The following is a 17,538-nucleotide window of genomic DNA, read 5'->3' as shown; positions in this document are numbered from 1 at the left end:
TTTCCTTAGGCAGTAATTAATTCAAGTCGAATGCCGCCTGGGATCAGGCACATCATATGATGAATTGGTAGTTCACCTAATGGCTCGGGAGCAAATTCAATCTCGACACTGTCAAGCTGAGACAATTTTTCAAACAGCTGCTGTAATTGTTCTAAATTAGCTACCTTAAGCGCGAAATGATGTAAACCGATATTGTTTTTACGATCAAAGGTTATCATCTTGCTTACATCGTTAACCTGCCAGAGCGTTAACATAACCGTACCGTCTGAAACAAAAATTGCTGGATAATCTGGCTTTTCGCCCACAACATTAAAATCTAATTGTTCAATAAAAAAAGCCGCAGTTTCTTTGATATTCGGCACGCTAAGCCCGAGGTGATGAATGCCTAAAGTCGTGATAGCTGTTGTTTCAGAGCCGAGATTATTTTCTGTATTGCACATGGTAAGTAACCTTATTTGCTTTTTAAAGCATGTATGAAAATTAAAATGAACATCTGCCAAATACAGGTGAACAAGTCTGTCTACCCACTATAGGTGAACAGAACTGTTTACGTCAAGTTTAAAATTGTTATAATTTAACAAAAGCACTAATGGCAAATTATATGCAACCAAGAAAACAACATTTGATCGACACCGCATTAGCATTGTTTAATCAACATGGATATCACGCCACCGGTATCGATTTAATTCTGGCGCAATCTAAAGTATCAAAAGCGACTTTGTATAAACATTTTCGCAGCAAAGATGATTTGATTTTAGCGGCATTGCAACAGCGTCATGAGCAAGTACTCACTGCATTGAACACGAAAATAGTTCAGGCAAATACGAAGGGAACTTCGGGAGCATTAGCCGTGTTTGACAGCTTAGATGAATGGTTTAATAGCACAGCATTTTTTGGTTGTAATTTTATTAACGCCAGTGCTGAGTATACTGATGTTAATGATCCAATTAATAAGTATACCGCTTTTCATAAACAAACTGTCGTTGATTTAATTGCAACACAATTACCTGAAAAGAATACTGAAATAGCAAATCAAATAGGCTTATTAGTTGAAGGAGCAATAGTGATGGCGCATACCCGAGGTATGAAACAATCCGCGTTAATGGCTAAAAAAATGGCGCAACATTTTATTCATTAAAGTGAATGAATTCTCGATAAATAAAGCGATGAATAAAGCGTCAAATTAAACGTAAAACCAACCTGGATGTTTTATTATTCTGGATAACCGGTTATTTTTTTAATACTTTGGTAAATGGGTTTCAGTTGTCGATACATTTTTCGATAAACTTGTTGATACAATTTGTTATACAGCTGAACATTGGCTTGATTGGGTAAAAAAGTTTGCTCGATACGTGTCATTGCCGTTGTAGCTTGTTGATAATTGGCAAAATAGCCCTATCCGACCGCTGCATTAATAGCAGCCCCTAAACCTGAGGTTTCAAAAGTATGCGGACGATGTGCAGGTAAATTAAAAATGTCAGCGGTCAACTGTAAAGCGGCATCAGACTGCGAGCCACCGCCGGACACAATTAAGCGCTTAATTTTGCATTTTTGCCGTTTTTCTAAATTCTCTTTACCTTCTCGTAAGGCATACGCTAGCCCTTCTAAAATTGAGCGGTAAATATGAGCACGAGTATGTACGTCACCAAAGCCGATAATCGCGCCTTTTGCTTCAAGGTTTTTTAGCCCTGGTGACCAATAAGGTTGTAACATTAATCCCATTGAGCCTGGTGGCACTTGCGCAACTAGCTGATCAAATAAACTCTCCGCACTAACACCTAAGGTTTGTGCTTTATCAATTTCATTTTGACCAAATTCTTGCTTAAACCAATTGACCATCCAAAAACCGCGATAGATCATCACCTCACTATTAAAATGATCAGGAATGGCTGAAGGATAAGCCGGAATAAAGGCTTGGGGTTCTACATACTTAACGTTATTGGTATTAATGGTTGCTGTTGTGCCATAACTTAAACTTGCCATTTCTGGGCTAATACAACCTGAGCCCAGCACTTCACACGCCTTATCAGACGCTGAGGCAATTAATGCTGTCCCCACTTTTAACCCCGTATGGGCGGCGGCATCACGAGTGATTGCCCCCAGTACTTCACCCGGCTTTACCAAACTTGGTAGCATTGAACGTTTTACGGGTAAAGCATGCCACTTCCAGTCCCATGTTTTGGCCCAATTTTGTTTTCTATAATCAAAGGGAAAATAGCCAACAATACTGCCCACTGAGTCTTTAAACTGCCCGGTTAACCGATGGGTTAAAAACCCCGAGAGTAGTAAGAACTTGTCTGTATTTTTCCAGACATCGGGTTCATGTTGTTCAAGCCAATTCGCTTGTGATTTACGACGAAAATAATCGACAACTTTGCTTTGACCTATCAGGAAAAATGCCAAGCGCCAATACCAAGGCATGGCTTGATTATCTTGACATAAGCGTTGGTCAAGCCAAAGTATAGCTGGCCTTAAGGCTTGGCCATTTTTGTCTAAGTTAATTACCGTGCCACGCTGAGTGGTGACTGTAACGGCAGTTACCCTTTCACGATAACCATTTTCAATAACCTCATTTTGCTGCCAGAGTTGCTGGCAACACTGGCCTAACATTTGCCAAAAATAATCGGCATTTTGTTCAGCCCATCCCGGATTTTTAGAAAAATAAGCGTCAAGTTCAATACGGCTTTTAGCCAACAAATTACCTTTGAGATCAAAAAGCAAAGCACGAACACTCTGCGTGCCGTTATCTATGGTCAAGATCAAATCACTGTTGTGCTTTTCTGTGTTTTTTGTCTCGCTACTTTCGTTCATATCTTTACTCATATTGATGAAGTTTCACCTTGCGGCAAACTGTACGAACATTGCCACAGAGCTAAATACCGTCTAATTTCTTCTTGCCACTTCTTTTCGCTCCACGTTAAGTAGGGAGAGCAGAGTGCTTTAACTTGAGGTATTAAGTCACGAGCGCCCTCTGGCAATACGTTGCCTAATCGAGTGCGGCGCAATAATAAATCATCCAAATGTTGTACTTGTTCAAATTTCACCGACCAAACTAACTCTGCCCATAAATGCCGACTATAGCGTATTGGCTGACAGTCAGTTTTTTCACTGGCATGAACAAACGCAGCACTTAACTCACCATAGCAAGCCAGTATCTGCTGCTCAATATCATGACTAAAAGCTAATGATTCAGCGCCTGTGTATTGCGATAAAATAGGTTGCTGACTCGCAATATTGAGTGCGTCAGTTAACACTAATGCGTTTGTTTTGTCGTTAACAGTTAACTGCTGACAAACCATGGTCAGCACTTGTTGTGCAATCAATCTAAACGTGGTTAGTTTGCCGCCAGTAACCGTGAAAACCCCTTGATGCTTTGCAATATGGTGATCACGTTTCTCTTTCGATGGCGCTAATGAATCATTTGTTGTGGTAACAGGTCGAACGCCTGCGAAGGTAGAAATAATATCGTCTTTGGTGATCTGCGTGTGCGGAAATTGTTGCTCTATAGTCGCTAATAAATAATCAAATTCTGACTGACTTATTTTAGCTTCTAAAGCCATATCATCATGATGCTCAACATCGGTCGTGCCCACTATGGTGACATTTTGCCATGGATATATTTGTACTGGTCGCTTATCTTGAGCATGTTGAACAGAAATAACACTGGCAACTGGTAAACGCCAGTTGGCTATGACTAAGTGACTACCGCGTAATGGCCGCATATTTACCGGTGGTTTTTTACTAATGTTAGCTTGCTTATCCTGATTAATCTGTAACAAGTTAGTCCAAGCGCCACAAGCATTCACCACCACTTTGGCATTAATGATTAATCGCTGCTTTTGGTCTTCAAGTAAAACTAATAATTGATTGTCTTCCGCGTTGATATCAAGTGTTGATACTTGGGCATAATTTAGTGCCTGTCCACCAAGTTGCAATGACTCTTGTATCAAGCGTTGCACCAACCGAGCGTCTTCGGTTAGTGCATCAAAAAACTGCGTTCCACCGAGTAAATCATGTTCGGCGACCTGTGGCGCCAAGGATAAATAAGAGGACTTGGGCCAAAACTTATGCTGCTTCTCGCCAGCGATAAAATCATAACAAGACAATAAGCGATTAAATAACCACGGGCCTGGAAAAGCTTTTTTATAATGGCTTAATACAAAACTTTGTTTAGTGACTAAAGGCTGACCTTCTTTTAATAACCGTTGGCGCTCAAAAACTGACTCTCGAGTTAATGCCACTTGTCCTTGTGCCATATAACGTAAACCGCCATGGACCATTTTAGAGGAACGACTTGAACTGCCCCAAGCGAAGTCTTTTTGCTCTAACAACAACACCTTCAGTCCCATTTGACAGGCTAGTTTTAAAATACCCGCGCCGGTAATACCGCCGCCAATAATTACCATATCCCAAGCTGTAACATCGGCAATATCGGCGATACGTTCTTTACGCGTCATCAAAACATGGCTGTTGAGCTTAGCAATAGTCAATTTAAGATCATCGTTATTGTCATGGTTATTAATCTCTCTTTTAAACGTTTCATTAAGCTTAATTACCTTACTCATATCGGTAATTACTTGCATTAAAGCTAAACGGGGAGCAAACGGGCAATTTCTGCCCCTAGTTGATCCTTATTCCAATAACGTGCCGGGATTTAGTTGCTGTTCAGCATCAAAATGTTCAGCAAGGTTTACTAATACTTTCATACCCAGTTCACCTTTTTCTACCGACAAATATGGCGCATGATCTTTGCCAACACCATGTTGGTGACTAATCGTGCCGCCATTATTCACTATGCTCAGACTTGCCTGATGCTTGAGTTTTTTCCAACGCGCAAGTGTCGCTGAATAACTATTAGCATTTCGATAAACATAGGTGGTGTATAAACTACAACCTTGACTGTAAACATGAGAAAGGTGAGTAAATACATGTACTTTTTCATTTTCTGCTTTTAAACCGTCGCGCATTGTTGATTCAACTTTCGCCATTAAGTTATCAACATTACCCCAGTCAGTTGCCGTTTCAAAAGTGTCAACCACATAGCCCTGAAGCCATAACGCCTCACGCAAGTATGGCGAGCGAAAACGATTTGCTTGCCATTTCTTACCTAATACCTCGCCAGTACTAACGCCGTTGAATTTTTTAATCACACGATTTAATTGTTTTTTACTCGCTGAAATTTGCTGTTTAGTGCCCGTTAATCCAAAAGTCAGCATGCACTTTTCGTCTGCACAACCACGCAACGACAAATAGCGCTCTAACCATTTTATCGCGCTTTCGTGACCAGCAAGCTTCAATTGCGTTTGCGTTTCAACCGCGTTACTCACTCGTAACATAGACAAGGCAATGCGTGACTGAACGGCTGTTTGACAAAATTGACTTGCCGATTGCCAATTTTTAAAGAAGATCACCGAGAACTTCTCAGCATCAGCGACTTTACTCACCCGTACTTTTATTTCGGTTAAAATACCAAAGCGCCCTTCCGATCCTAACAATATCTCTCGTAAATCAGGCCCTGCTGAAGATGCTGGAAATGTTGGTACATCAAGCGAGCCGTCAAATGTTTCCATATTGCCGCCAGCGAATAATTGCTCTATCCGGCCATAACGTAATGACTGCTGACCACTTGAACGACTTGCAACCCAACCTCCTAGCGTTGACAGTTCAAACGATTGCGGGAAATGCCCTAAGGTATAACCACGAGCCAATAACTGAGCTTCAACCATAGGGCCAGGAGTACCAGCACCAAAAGTGGCAATTTGGCTTTGTTCATCTAAATGCAGTAATTGATTCATCCGGCCCATATTCACCGTCAGAACGGGCCGTTGAGATTGTTTTGGATTGATATGCCCGGCAACACTTGTACCGCCGCCGTAGGGAATTAATTCAACTTTATGTGCTTTCGCATAGGTGAGAATATCTTTAACATCTTGTTTATTTTCAGGAAAACAAACGCCATCTGGAAAACAGTTAATTTCCCCGCTATGCATGGCTAACCAATCAGGCAACGACTGTCCTTTAGCATGGCGTACACGTTGTTCAGCATTAACAGAAACTAATGCGTGCTCGGGTAAACGAGATGCCGGTACTGTGTTTATCACCTCAGCTAAATCAATGTCATTAAGACGATGTCCTGCCCCGATAACTTTGCTTAAAAACTCTCCTGCCGATTGTGGTAAATCCATTGAGGTATTTTCATCCCCCCAGCCATTCCAACGTCTCATTTTATAGCCCTTTTATATTTTATTACGCATTATAATAAACCAAGTGTATAGTGATGAAATGTCCTAAAAAGACAGTCAAGGTGACATATTTGGACAAAACTATAGACAGTAGGCATCAATGAGCAATTTTAGTCACTTATCAGTCAATAACAAGCTACCAGAAAAGCAAGTTGATGCAGGCTTAGATAACGATCTCGGCCAAGCATCTGTGGCTGCCATCAATCAGTATTTACAATTAGCTGTCGAGCAAAAACTAGATATTGACACTATTTGCCAAACTATAAAATTAGATAAAAAGCTTTTATCTGATAACAGTCAGCATATTAGTGGACAACTTTTTCAACAGCTGATCGCGGCATTACTTATACAATCTAATGATGACTTATTTGGTTTACATACTGCAAAATATGTACAGCCAGGCTCATACAGTGTCTTAGGCTATATATCGATGAACTGTGAAAACTTAGGGCAAGTTATCAGCAAAATCCAGCCTTTTGAAAAGTTAGTTGGCGATATGGGCATTACCACCTTTTCGCCATTGGGCGAGCAAGTAAAAATCAGTTGGCATTGCCAATTCACCGACCCGAATGTTAAGCGTCATATGGTCGACAATTGTCTTGCTTCTTGGTTAACCTTTGCTCGTTATTTAGTGAGTCATGACAGTAATCCCAGTGAACTACGCTTAAGTCGACACCAACCATCACTTAGTCAGCAACAAGAATATCAAGCGGTTTTTAAATGCTTGATCCGCTACGGACAAAGTGAAAATGCCATTATATTTGATAAAACCCTATTGTCAGTGCCGTTAAACAAAGGTGACCAACAATTATTAACTACCCTTGAAAGCCATGCGCAGTCACTAGTTTCTAACCTAACAACAGAAGTAGATATTACGACTCAGTTAAAAATGGAGCTAGAAAAAGCGCTAAGAACCGGTACATTCCATCAACAAGATATGGCAGAAAAACTTGGTATAAGCGCAAAAACATTACAACGTCGTTTAGCCGTATTAGGTTTGAAATTTCAAAGCATACTCGATGAAACTCGACTTGATATGGCGAAAAAATATCTCGCCAACAATGTTTTGAATTTAAATCAAATCAGTATCGAGTTAGGCTTTACCGAACCAAGGTCATTCTATCGTTGGTTTAATAAAATCACCCAGCAAACACCCGGTGATTATAGAAAAAAATTCTTAATTAATTAAACAATTTTTAAATTTTAAAACAGCCTCAAGCCTGAAGAATAAGACTTAACATCCCCCAGTAAGTGAAACAAAAAATAAAAACCACCAGAGAATAAGTAAAGCAAGCTTGACATTAAATAAAGCTTACCCTACATTAATGAATGTAAAGTAAGCTTGACTTAAAGTAATGTAAACACGACATGGAGCTAAAGTAATGACCAGCAATAAAACATCGTGGCAACAAAAGAATAAAAGTAATACTACAAAGCTAAGCTTTTGGACAGCTATGTGGGTTTTGACTATGGCACTAACAAATTTCGGGCCTAGCTTTATTTGGGATTTCAATATTCCCTTATCGATTCTAGCTGTAACGTTAAACTTAGCCTTAGGTTTTAAAATGGTTTTAGCCAATATAAAGCATCTAAAAGGCTTAGATGAAATGCAGCAGCGAATTCAACTCAATGCTATGGGGATAACCTTAGGTTTGAGTTTAATCGTCGGACTAACTTACTCTAATTTAGACGTATTAAACTTAATAAGTTACCACGCAGAAATTTCGCATTTAGTTATTTTTATGGGCATAACTTATTTAGTGGCAACCTTTGTTGGTCAGAGTAAATACCGATGAAAAATAGACTGAAAGTATTGCGCGCAGACAAAAATTGGACACAAGCGCAACTTGCCGAGGCATTAGAGGTTTCGCGACAAACCATTAATGCTATTGAAAAAGGTAAGTTTGATCCTAGTTTGCCATTAGCTTTTAAAGCGGCCAGGTTATTTAAATTAACCATAGAAGATATCTTTCAAGATGAAGCATAGTGGTTAAAGCACTTAATGATGCAGTTAACGTGCTTTGATTGACAACAATTAACAGCAAAACAGATAAAACCGAATCAATTGATTCGGTTTTGCTCTACTTAACTGACTATTATCTGTTTAGTTTTGTTAAAAGCTCTATAATCTATTTTATGTTTTTATGAAAAATAGTAAGTAAGGTAAATCAATGAATACAAAAATTTACAAACACGTGCATACGTTGGCAAAAGATTTATTACAAGCATCAGTGAGAAAGAATCAAGTTAAATTCGATGAATATTACCTTGAATTAAAACAAGTCTGTGAAGATAACGAGAACAGCGATAAAGACCATCCTGTACAGTGGGAAACTCTGGCTGACTTTACCGATGACTTAGCACTAGCCATTACACTTTATGAAAAAGCACTCGTAAAGGCACAAGCGATAAATTCCAAAGACTTTCTGTCATCTATAGCTTTTGCCATCGCTTCACTGCAAGTAGAATTAGGTGACAAAACAAGTGCAATTTTGCATTTAGAAAGCGCTAAAATCAACAGTAACAAAATTGCAGATAAAGAATTAAAAGCCGAAATTAGTGAGCTATTAGAAGAGTTACAAAGTACTTAGCGGTCTGCTCGCTTTAACGCTAAGAATAATATCCTTGTTATATCTTAACTATAGCTTGTTAAAAGCATAGTTAAGATATTAACCCAATGAGCTAGTAATAACGTTGAAAGTGTTTATATAAAAATATTAAGTCTAAAACTTATAGCCAATACTCAAAGTAAAACTAGCCTTTATCTCTTCTTTTCGTCGCTCATTTCTTGTATTTTGAATAAGCCCATCATCAAAAATATCAAACGCTCCTTCTCCTCGTGTGAAACCAAAGCCCGTCCCTACAACAAACCCTGGGTTAGAGAATCCACTAAAATGATAATCGTATGTTGCGAAGACAAATCCATGATCACTTTCCCATGCTTCTATTCCGGCAACAACACCATAGGCATGGTTTGAATTTTCACTCAATGTAGTTTGAAACCCAACAGCAAAACCGACATAGCCTAATGAAGCATAATACTTAGTAAGTTCTGTTTTATAGCCAAATTGTGCACCTAAAATACTGCCGTATTGATGCCCTAAGCCAACAGCTGTTTCAAACTCACCCGACGAACTAACCAAAGAAACAAACGATAAAGCGATTATATATTTTTTCATAAAATTCAATTATATATTGTTATTATTAATGGCTTAACTTAACAATAGGTCGAAATCAGTTCAACTCCAGATTAACGCGATTGAAACATTAAATGATGATTAAATAATAATGAAAAGATAATGAAAGTATTGAACAGATTAAACGATGGATTTGGATGAATTTTCGTCTGGTAACATTAGGTTATTATGACAGTTAGGTGCCATAAAGTAGTATACAAATTATATATTGAAAGATCTTTTATTGTATCTTAAACAAGGAAGGTTTTAACGATAAGCAATAGGTTATGGCCACAAAATAAAAAGCACTATCAAGTAAAATTAATAACTCGATAGTGCTCAACATGCTGAAAAAGATATCATTCACTACTTAATTTAAATAAGTAGTCATAGCTTTAACCTATAAGTTTAATCTATAGATTAACCAATAAATTTACTTAAGCCATCAGTTAATATTTGTTTCGCTTGCTGACCTTGCTCTGTATCTAAATAACTTTGTGCAGTAGAAATAAAGCTTGTGATCATTTCAGGTTTTAATCCTAATGCTTCAAATTGCTTTTTAATGTCGTTTACAGACTTTAAAGAATCGCTATATTGTGAAGCTTTATCAAGTAATCCACCAAAACCTTCGCTAGAACCAGAGTTGAGTTGACTGATATCCGGCATTTGACCAACTAGACCCTCTACGCCAGGAATAGACTTGGCAAGTGTACTAAATTGCTCGGCTGAAACATTCTCTTTAACATAGTTAAAAATAGACCCCATGCCGCCAGCAGCTTGATCAGCATTAACATCTAATGAGCTTGTTAACATATCAACTAAACCTGCTGTGTTTTGTTGAGTTGGTGCAGGAGCATCTACTGTTTGTTCTGTAGTTTCACCTAAACCGACAAGACTTTTTAAGCTATCAAACCAGCTTGTTTCTTCAGCTATAGCCGAAGTGCTTAAAGTAGAAATAGTTAAAAGCACGATCAATTTTTTCATTTGGAACATCCGTTATTATCAAATAGTTTCTATGTATTGCGGCAATTATACAGCATTTAACTTCTGGATATGTACTGCTAAATTTAGCTGCACGTTGTGATTGCACAAAATCAACGCTTATAACCCAAGCATTTAGGTGTATAATATCAAGTAATGTCAGTCAAAATAAGTCAACCATGAGCCAAGAAAACGAACAATTAAATAACCCTTTACACGGTTTAAAATTAGACACGCTATTAAACGAGTTAGTGACTCATTATGGCTTTGATATTTTGGCTGAGTACACACGAATTAATTGCTTTAAAAGTAATCCAAGCCTGACTTCTAGCTTAAAATTTCTGCGTAAAACTGAATGGGCAAGAGAAAAGTTGGAGCGTTTTTATTTATACGATTATAAAAACCTACCTGAGCCCGGTGATGACGAATTCGAAATACCCCCTAGAAAACGAGTAGTTACCTTAAATTCAAAGCCGAAAAAGCCAAAAGTATTAGTGCGTGGCGAAGCTATTATTCCTTTAAGTAAAGACAGTTTTAAAGAAACTCATCGTTCTAAACCTGAACATAAAAAGGCTTATAAACCTGAGCATAGTCGCAGTAATAGTAGTAATGCTAGCACAAGTGGTAATGATGAGCGCAGTGCAAAAAGTAGCTCAAAAAGTAGCTCAAATGAAAACAAACCATTTGACCCATATGCTGACGCTCCTCGATAAGCTTAATGACTAATTAATTTTAGCTTCTCTTAACTTTTCATAACTAAAAACCCTAAAGTGCTTGCGCAATTTAGGGTTTTTTAGTCTCAATCTATGTTCAATTTAATGTCTAATTAAAGTTTAAATCGTGCAACAGAATCAGTTAACGAGTGTGCAAGTTTATTCACTTCATCACTGCGATTTGATAAATCTTGTGACTCGGCTGCGTTATGTGTCGCGGCTTCTGCGGCCTCATTCATCGTAACTTCAATATCTTGACTAAAACCTAGCTGTTCATTCGAAGCAACACTAATACTTTTACTCATTTCATCAATAGTGTGCAATGCGCTTTCAATTTGCTTAATCGCATTATTCAATTCTTTGCTTTGAGATACACACTCACCCGCTTTATTCTGTCCTTGAGAAATAGCAACTTCTGCGGTTTGAGTTTCTTTTTGCAGAGAATTAATCATTTGTTGAATTTCAGCAGTTGACGCTTGGGTACGTGAAGCAAGCGATCTAACTTCATCAGCTACAACGGCAAAACCGCGGCCATGCTCACCTGCTCTTGCTGCTTCAATGGCGGCATTTAATGCTAATAAGTTGGTTTGGTCAGCAATACTACCGATAGTATCTAAAATGCCACCAATACTGTCACTGTGCTTACTCAATCTCGCCATTACTTCAACTGAATCACTTAAACTAGTCGATAATGACTCAATTCGATTACTGTTATCGTCAGCGATAGTGCGTATTTCAAAACTATGCTTTGAAGCTTCTGAAACATTGTTAGCGGTTAAGTTTGCTTCATCTGTAACACTTGATGAACTGATAAACATCTTTTCTGCAATTTTTTTAGCATTATTTACCCGCGTAATTTGAGCTGATGTAGATTGAGCAATTCGATGGCTTTGTTCGCTAGTGACCTTCGATGACTCATCTAAAGAATATGCATTTTGGCTTATGTTTTTAAGTAATAACGTTAAGTCATCACTCAGTTTGTTAATGTTATTAAATAAATCACCAAACTCATCTTTATTGGTAATTGTAAGCCGCTGGGTTAAGTCTCCTTGCGCAATCAACGCGAGTGATTTATTGGCCGACGCTAAAGGTCCTAACATTATCCGCGTAGTTACCACGGCAATGAATGTTGCTAATGCAACAAAAATAAACGCCATATAAATCGCTAAATTAACCCCCGTAGCCACTTTAGATTTAGTTGCTGATTGTAGTTCATCAAACCGAGCTTCAGCTAACGATAACAACAAGGTTAATTGCTGATAACTATCATTAAAACTTTCTACAGAAAGATTATAAGCCAAGTTTGCATTGGTAAAGTCGTCAAGGGCTTGTTGTTTGTTTTGGTATAATTCAGCGGGCTCTACCAATAAGTTACTTAAAGTCGCAAACTCAGCAGCAAACTCTTCAAGTAACGACTTATCGTTAACGCTAGTAAATAACCGCTGCATAAATTCGTAGTTATTGTTGATATTAGCAATTAAAAAACTGACATCATCCTTATGCTGTACTAAAACATCAAGCTCAGTAACCTGCTTTAAACCTGACATAGTACTTTGCAGCGTAAATAACATATCGTCTATTCTTGCGCCGTTACCAATAATATCTTCTAATAAACGACCATCGCCAGGCAATACAAGCAACTCTAAATCGAGCATTTTATTACTTGCTCGATCACGGCTTGTTAGAAATTTTTGATAGTTAATTTCAAAGGCTTCATTTGCTGTCGCAACATTTTTTTTCGAAAAGTAAAACTTCTCACTTTGGCTAACGTAAGATTGATAGTATCCCTGAGCTTGCTTGAGTGTTTGCAACATTTTGGGTTGGTCAACTAACTTACCTCTTAGCACGGTAACCGCGGATTGAAATTCCTGATTCAATTCGGCATATTCTTGCTCACTCTTAATCAAATTTTCAGTCTTTGTTTGTGTGAAGCCCAAAGCCCCCACTTTCATCATATTAAGTAATTTGATCTGCAAAGCGTTACTTTGCTTTTGAACAGGAACAGCCAATAACTCAACGTTACTGTTTGCTTGACTGATTTGGTTTAATGAATTGTAAAAAAATATGCTTCCTGCAACTAATAAAATTCCTATTGTGCTAAACCCCATTATTATTTTTTGTTTTATTGTTAATGGTAGCTTGTACATAGACACCTCTAAATAAACTTTCTTATGTATGTATTGAAAAATCAATCATGATGATTGGGCACGATTATAGGTTGAACAAAAGAAATGTAAACAGTACTAAAAACAAACACCCTAACGATCAAAATAAAAAACAGTTCAATTCCTTGTTTAATATTATGGTTGGTAAACATGCTTTTTAGCAATCTTTACAGTAAATAAGTTAATTTTAAACCTTAGGTTTATAACCGACGTTTTTAAAATTTGAGCTGGATTATAATTAAACTCTCCTCTATTATCACTTAACTGGTCGAACGTCCGATCAGTTAAGTAACTATAATAAAAATATGACGTAATTAAAATAACTATAAAAATAATGGGGAAATATATGAATGCAATCAAGCATGTAGCAGCTATTGCTGCGCTCGGTTTAACACTTTGTTCAACAGCAGCACTCAGTAAAGAACACAAAATAGTACTGATACACGGCCTTCAACCACTACAACTAATATCTGATGGTGACGTAACAGCAAGCGGTCAAGACTACTGGAAAGGCTATTGGGATAATCTAAGTGACGCCCGTATTGATTGGCCGTCATACGAGAGAATCGAAGGTAAAATAGCTACTGATTATCTTTGGCCAAAGTTAAAATCTTTTTCTCAAAGCAATTTTTGTGATCCTGGTTGTATATTTGTAACGCACTCTACTGGTGATTTAGTTGCACGTTATATTATCGATAACCAAGAAACTTGGTTAGAAAATGCTGGTTTAGCACCGCTTAATATTGTTGCAACATTCGATATTGCAGGTGCTGGCGGTGGTAGTGAACTTGCCGATCTAGCGGTAAGTGTTGCTCAAGGCACTGAAACCTGGACCTTCGTTATTGAAGCCGCTTTAGAAGCTTGGCTTGGAGGCGACTTAGGTGATGAAATGGGTGTATTACACGACTTAAAAGTGAATAACGCTCGACAACTTGCGCCGCTACCTGATGCACGTATTCCGCGTTTACGTTTTGTTGGCGATGCTACAGAGTATTTAGGTGTTACAAGCCCGTTTATTAAAGGTAATGATGATGGCGTTGTAGGTACTCATTCTTCATGTGGTGGTAATCGTCAAGCACGTTTTGGCAGCTGTAGTTCACAAATAGCGTTTAATGGAAAAATAGCAAACCAAAACAATGCGGTTTCAGGTTTTATGCCTTACCACTACCCGATGTTAATGGGCGAAAAGTATAGCCACGGCTCACTACTTGAACCAAGACAAGCAGGTAAAGTAACCGCAGCCAGTAATCAACAAAACACCTTATCTGGAGAAAGTATCCATTTTGACACCTACACTAAAACGTCTGGTTGGTGGATTTGGAAAAGTAATTATCTTTATGTAGAAAATTCAGCTTCAGACAGCATGTCAACGTTGATATATGACGCTATACCTAACTAAAGTTAGTGATTTTTTATAAATAATAAGCAGGGCTGGGTATCTAATAGTATTAATAACGACAGATACACAGCCTTATTAGCGATAGAAATAAATATTAAAAGATAGAAACTTTGCTATGAAAAACAAAGCCGTTTTAAAGCGATTAATGGTGTTAAGCGTTATAGTTTTTTCTGCTTGGTTGTTTTGGCCTGCAACACCAGTACAAAAAACAACGATGAACACACCTTCGATAAGTAAACCGATAATAAAGCCAGTAAGCTCAGCACAAATAGCTATCAGTAAAAAAGCTGAAACAGTTACCGCTCTATCTGAGAAAATCACCTCTAACGATTCAGCGACTCTAGTGGCAAAAGCCTACGCCAGCGAACTCAGTTTTCCGCCTTACTCACAGCCATTAACTCAAAATGATTTTGACCGTTTAGAACCCAATCATTTTAACCCACAATCTATTCCGGTTGACGACCTTGGTAACTCTGTATCCGCATCATTATCAAAATATCGCTATACCTATCCAGAGCCGGTATTTGCAACCCTCTCAGGTGAGAATATTGCTAATGCTTCATTGATACTTACCGATATAACTAGCGGTAAAATACTATTAACTCGTAAATTTGAGCAAGATAACAATATCTGGCATGCTCAATTTGATGGCGAGCGTAACTTGCCAAATCAACTTCAAGCAACAGTTAAAGCAAATATTAAAGGTAAGATCATTAGTATTGCTTTAGCCCTGAAATATGTTGACTCAGTTGCCACACTAGAAAGTTTTGACTCTGCAACTAGCCAAGATGCAGATATGGTAATAACAGCGAATTTAACCACCCGAGAGCAAGGGCTTTATCGTGTGCGCGCTAACTTATTTGATGCTAATAACCAACCTATCGCCCACTTAGTTAGTAAGGAAAAACTTAATAAAGGTAACGCTAGTTTAGAGTTAAAGGCTCATCAAAGCGTGTTACAAGGTAGACAGGCGCCATTTTATTTATCGACCTTCTCCATTGAGTTAATGTCGCCAGCACCTGGGACGCCAACTAAATATGGCGATAGCGCCTTAACTCAATTTGAGATAAAAGACTTTGCTACTTCAAGCCTCAGTAACTTACCTTATCAACCTAGTCAGCAGGAAAAACAACGATTACAACTGTTGCAAAATATGGCGCAAGGAAGATAAATAAATTCAATGTATTATGATAAATTCGTCGGTGTTACTTTCGCTAACTCATCTGCAAGTTCAGGTTTAACTGACACTAAAGCGGCTTTTAATTTTACTGAATGTTCAGGTAAAGCGTTACTGAGTGTTTGGTATAAGTTTACCGCATTAATATTAGGTAATACCACGAGTGCTTTTGCCACTGCTAACCCACGCCCTAATTTAATTTTTGCTAACGCTACACACAAATCGATGGCAAGTTCAGGGTCAGCTTCTGCCACCATAAGTGATGTTTTTACTACAGCACGAGGTAAATGTTGAGGTTCGTGATACTCAGTACGGGGATCAAGTTCAACAGCAGAAGTAATAACCGAACCTTGCATAACAAATTGCTCTTGCTCATCTATCGGCAATGACGAGCGAACTGTCATTCTATAGATAACAAAACAAGCTAATGACAACTGAATAAAGGCCAAGAAATAAAACAAAGCCGAACCACCAAACTTATCCATCATCAAAGATGCTGAATATGGCCCTAGAATACCGCCTACTGCAAACGCTAAAATCATTGATGACATAGCAGAAACCATCTCGCTTTGTCGTAATCTATCTAGCGCTTCAGAAATACTTAACGGATAAGTACAAGCAATAATGCCACACGTAATAGCTGTGGCTAAAAATACCGCCCATATAATTCCCAAAGACGCTAATATTGTTATGCTAATGCCAGCACTCGCCGATATTATCAACATAACAAGTAACACAGTTCGACGATCGAAACGATCAGACAAATACCCAACAGGAAACTGTAAAATAAACGCACCAAATATAGCTGCGCCCATGTAAAGTGAGAGTTGAAAGCCCGTAATATCGACCCCTCTTGCAAACACAGGCAATAAATTGAAAATGGCAGAATAAAGCATGCCGGAGATCAAACAACTCACAACGCCAAGAGGCGAGCGTTTATATAACAAACGCAACGACATCGAACTAAACTCTTCGAGTATCGGACCCGCATGACGACTCATTACAACCGGAATAACCGCGATACACATTAATATGCCTGCAATAACAAAAAGCATATTATCTTTAGCACTAGCCACATTAATAAGAAACTGCCCACCGAACAGCCCTGCCAATACTACTGCATTGTATATTGCCAATACTTGCCCGCGAGTTTCTTTACTCGAACTATCACTTAACCAACTTTCCATAGCCGTAAATGCACAAGCAATACAAAAGCCCATAACTACGCGCATTGCGCCCCAAAGTGCAGCATCTGAATGTAGACTACACAGTAATATACTTGCTGCACCTAATGAAACACAGCCAGCAAACATACGAATATGTCCGGCTCTTTTGATTAAACTCGTGCTGTAAAGTGCGCCGATGAGCAAACCGACATAATAGAGTGATAAAACAATACCAATAACTTCAGTGCTTAAGCCGTCTAAATTCATTCTTACTGGCAATAATACGTTAATCAAGCCAATACCTGACAATAAAATGAAGCAACTTAAAAATAGAGAAAACAGCGATTTAAAGGTTTTTTGCACAGAACTTTCCTTTGATCATGCCTGATAAATTAGCTTGCGGCATTTAATGAAAAAATTAGCAATTTGCCAATTTTTAATTATCGTGAAGGTTAGCCAGTTAGGTTAACTCTCTTGTGAATAAAACACTTACCAGTTAAAGAGTCAACATCAACAATA

16 protein-coding genes are annotated in these 17,538 nt (G+C 38.2%); 8 read left to right on the top strand and 8 right to left on the bottom strand.

Annotated features, from left to right (window positions below):
• Positions 1-5: 5 nt before the first annotated feature.
• Positions 6-440 carry a VOC family protein gene (locus DBO93_RS05840; protein ID WP_108455487.1) on the bottom strand — a complete coding sequence of 145 codons (435 nt, stop codon included), beginning with the start codon at positions 438-440 and terminating at the stop codon, positions 6-8.
• A 161-nt stretch (positions 441-601) separates the two neighbouring features.
• On the opposite strand from DBO93_RS05840, the gene DBO93_RS05835 reads away from it, so the two are divergent.
• Positions 602-1,138, top strand: a complete 537-nt coding sequence (locus tag DBO93_RS05835; protein WP_162533733.1) for a TetR/AcrR family transcriptional regulator — start codon at positions 602-604, stop codon at positions 1,136-1,138.
• A gap of 257 nt (positions 1,139-1,395) precedes the next feature.
• Here the strand turns inward: DBO93_RS05835 and DBO93_RS05830 are convergent, their stop codons facing one another.
• The 3 genes from DBO93_RS05830 to DBO93_RS05820 form a co-directional block, all read right to left on the bottom strand.
• Positions 1,396-2,823: an FGGY-family carbohydrate kinase gene (locus DBO93_RS05830; RefSeq protein ID WP_343215946.1), complete on the bottom strand. Its 1,428-nt coding sequence runs from the start codon at positions 2,821-2,823 to the stop codon at positions 1,396-1,398.
• On the bottom strand, positions 2,820-4,565 hold the full coding sequence (locus DBO93_RS05825) for a glycerol-3-phosphate dehydrogenase/oxidase (protein WP_204100655.1): 1,746 nt from the start codon (positions 4,563-4,565) through the stop codon (positions 2,820-2,822). The genes DBO93_RS05830 and DBO93_RS05825 overlap by 4 nt, the downstream gene beginning before the upstream one ends.
• Positions 4,566-4,631: 66 nt before the next feature.
• Positions 4,632-6,224, bottom strand: coding sequence for an FAD-binding oxidoreductase (locus tag DBO93_RS05820; protein WP_108455485.1), 1,593 nt, complete (start codon positions 6,222-6,224; stop codon positions 4,632-4,634).
• 118 nt (positions 6,225-6,342) lie between these two features.
• Between DBO93_RS05820 and DBO93_RS05815 the strand changes: the two genes are divergently transcribed.
• From DBO93_RS05815 to DBO93_RS05800, 4 genes are all read left to right on the top strand, one after another.
• A complete protein-coding gene (locus DBO93_RS05815) occupies positions 6,343-7,431 on the top strand; it encodes an AraC family transcriptional regulator (protein WP_108455484.1) in 1,089 nt (362 codons plus the stop codon).
• 193 nt (positions 7,432-7,624) lie between these two features.
• Positions 7,625-8,038: a hypothetical protein gene (locus tag DBO93_RS05810; protein ID WP_108455483.1), complete on the top strand. Its 414-nt coding sequence runs from the start codon at positions 7,625-7,627 to the stop codon at positions 8,036-8,038.
• Positions 8,035-8,229, top strand: coding sequence for a helix-turn-helix transcriptional regulator (locus DBO93_RS05805; protein WP_108455482.1), 195 nt, complete (start codon positions 8,035-8,037; stop codon positions 8,227-8,229). The genes DBO93_RS05810 and DBO93_RS05805 overlap by 4 nt, the downstream gene beginning before the upstream one ends.
• A gap of 184 nt (positions 8,230-8,413) precedes the next feature.
• A complete protein-coding gene (locus tag DBO93_RS05800; protein ID WP_108455481.1) occupies positions 8,414-8,833 on the top strand; it encodes a Replicative DNA helicase in 420 nt (139 codons plus the stop codon).
• Positions 8,834-8,965: 132 nt separating this feature from the next.
• On the opposite strand, the gene DBO93_RS05795 is transcribed toward DBO93_RS05800, so the two are convergent.
• Both DBO93_RS05795 and DBO93_RS05790 read right to left on the bottom strand, forming a co-directional pair.
• Positions 8,966-9,421: a hypothetical protein gene (locus tag DBO93_RS05795; RefSeq protein WP_108455480.1), complete on the bottom strand. Its 456-nt coding sequence runs from the start codon at positions 9,419-9,421 to the stop codon at positions 8,966-8,968.
• Between the two features lie 417 nt (positions 9,422-9,838).
• Entirely contained in the window at positions 9,839-10,402 is a 564-nt protein-coding gene (locus DBO93_RS05790) for a DUF2780 domain-containing protein (protein ID WP_108455479.1), read from the bottom strand.
• A gap of 176 nt (positions 10,403-10,578) precedes the next feature.
• Between DBO93_RS05790 and DBO93_RS05785 the strand changes: the two genes are divergently transcribed.
• A complete protein-coding gene (locus DBO93_RS05785) occupies positions 10,579-11,112 on the top strand; it encodes a VF530 family protein (protein ID WP_108455478.1) in 534 nt (177 codons plus the stop codon).
• A 113-nt stretch (positions 11,113-11,225) separates the two neighbouring features.
• On the opposite strand, the gene DBO93_RS05780 is transcribed toward DBO93_RS05785, so the two are convergent.
• Entirely contained in the window at positions 11,226-13,259 is a 2,034-nt protein-coding gene (locus DBO93_RS05780; RefSeq protein ID WP_108455477.1) for a methyl-accepting chemotaxis protein, read from the bottom strand.
• Positions 13,260-13,623: 364 nt separating this feature from the next.
• Between DBO93_RS05780 and DBO93_RS05775 the strand changes: the two genes are divergently transcribed.
• Both DBO93_RS05775 and DBO93_RS05770 read left to right on the top strand, forming a co-directional pair.
• Positions 13,624-14,676 carry a hypothetical protein gene (locus tag DBO93_RS05775; protein ID WP_108455476.1) on the top strand — a complete coding sequence of 351 codons (1,053 nt, stop codon included), beginning with the start codon at positions 13,624-13,626 and terminating at the stop codon, positions 14,674-14,676.
• A 115-nt stretch (positions 14,677-14,791) separates the two neighbouring features.
• Positions 14,792-15,847, top strand: coding sequence for a hypothetical protein (locus DBO93_RS05770; RefSeq protein ID WP_108455475.1), 1,056 nt, complete (start codon positions 14,792-14,794; stop codon positions 15,845-15,847).
• A 14-nt stretch (positions 15,848-15,861) separates the two neighbouring features.
• Here DBO93_RS05770 and DBO93_RS05765 read toward each other — a convergent pair whose 3' ends face one another.
• A complete protein-coding gene (locus DBO93_RS05765) occupies positions 15,862-17,382 on the bottom strand; it encodes an MFS transporter (RefSeq protein WP_108455474.1) in 1,521 nt (506 codons plus the stop codon).
• Positions 17,383-17,538: the final 156 nt, after the last annotated feature.

The organism is Colwellia sp. Arc7-D, from assembly GCF_003061515.1.
Classification (GTDB): domain Bacteria; phylum Pseudomonadota; class Gammaproteobacteria; order Enterobacterales; family Alteromonadaceae; genus Cognaticolwellia.
Note: the sequence above shows the minus strand (reverse complement) of the source record. Positions and strands in the feature narration are given on the sequence as shown.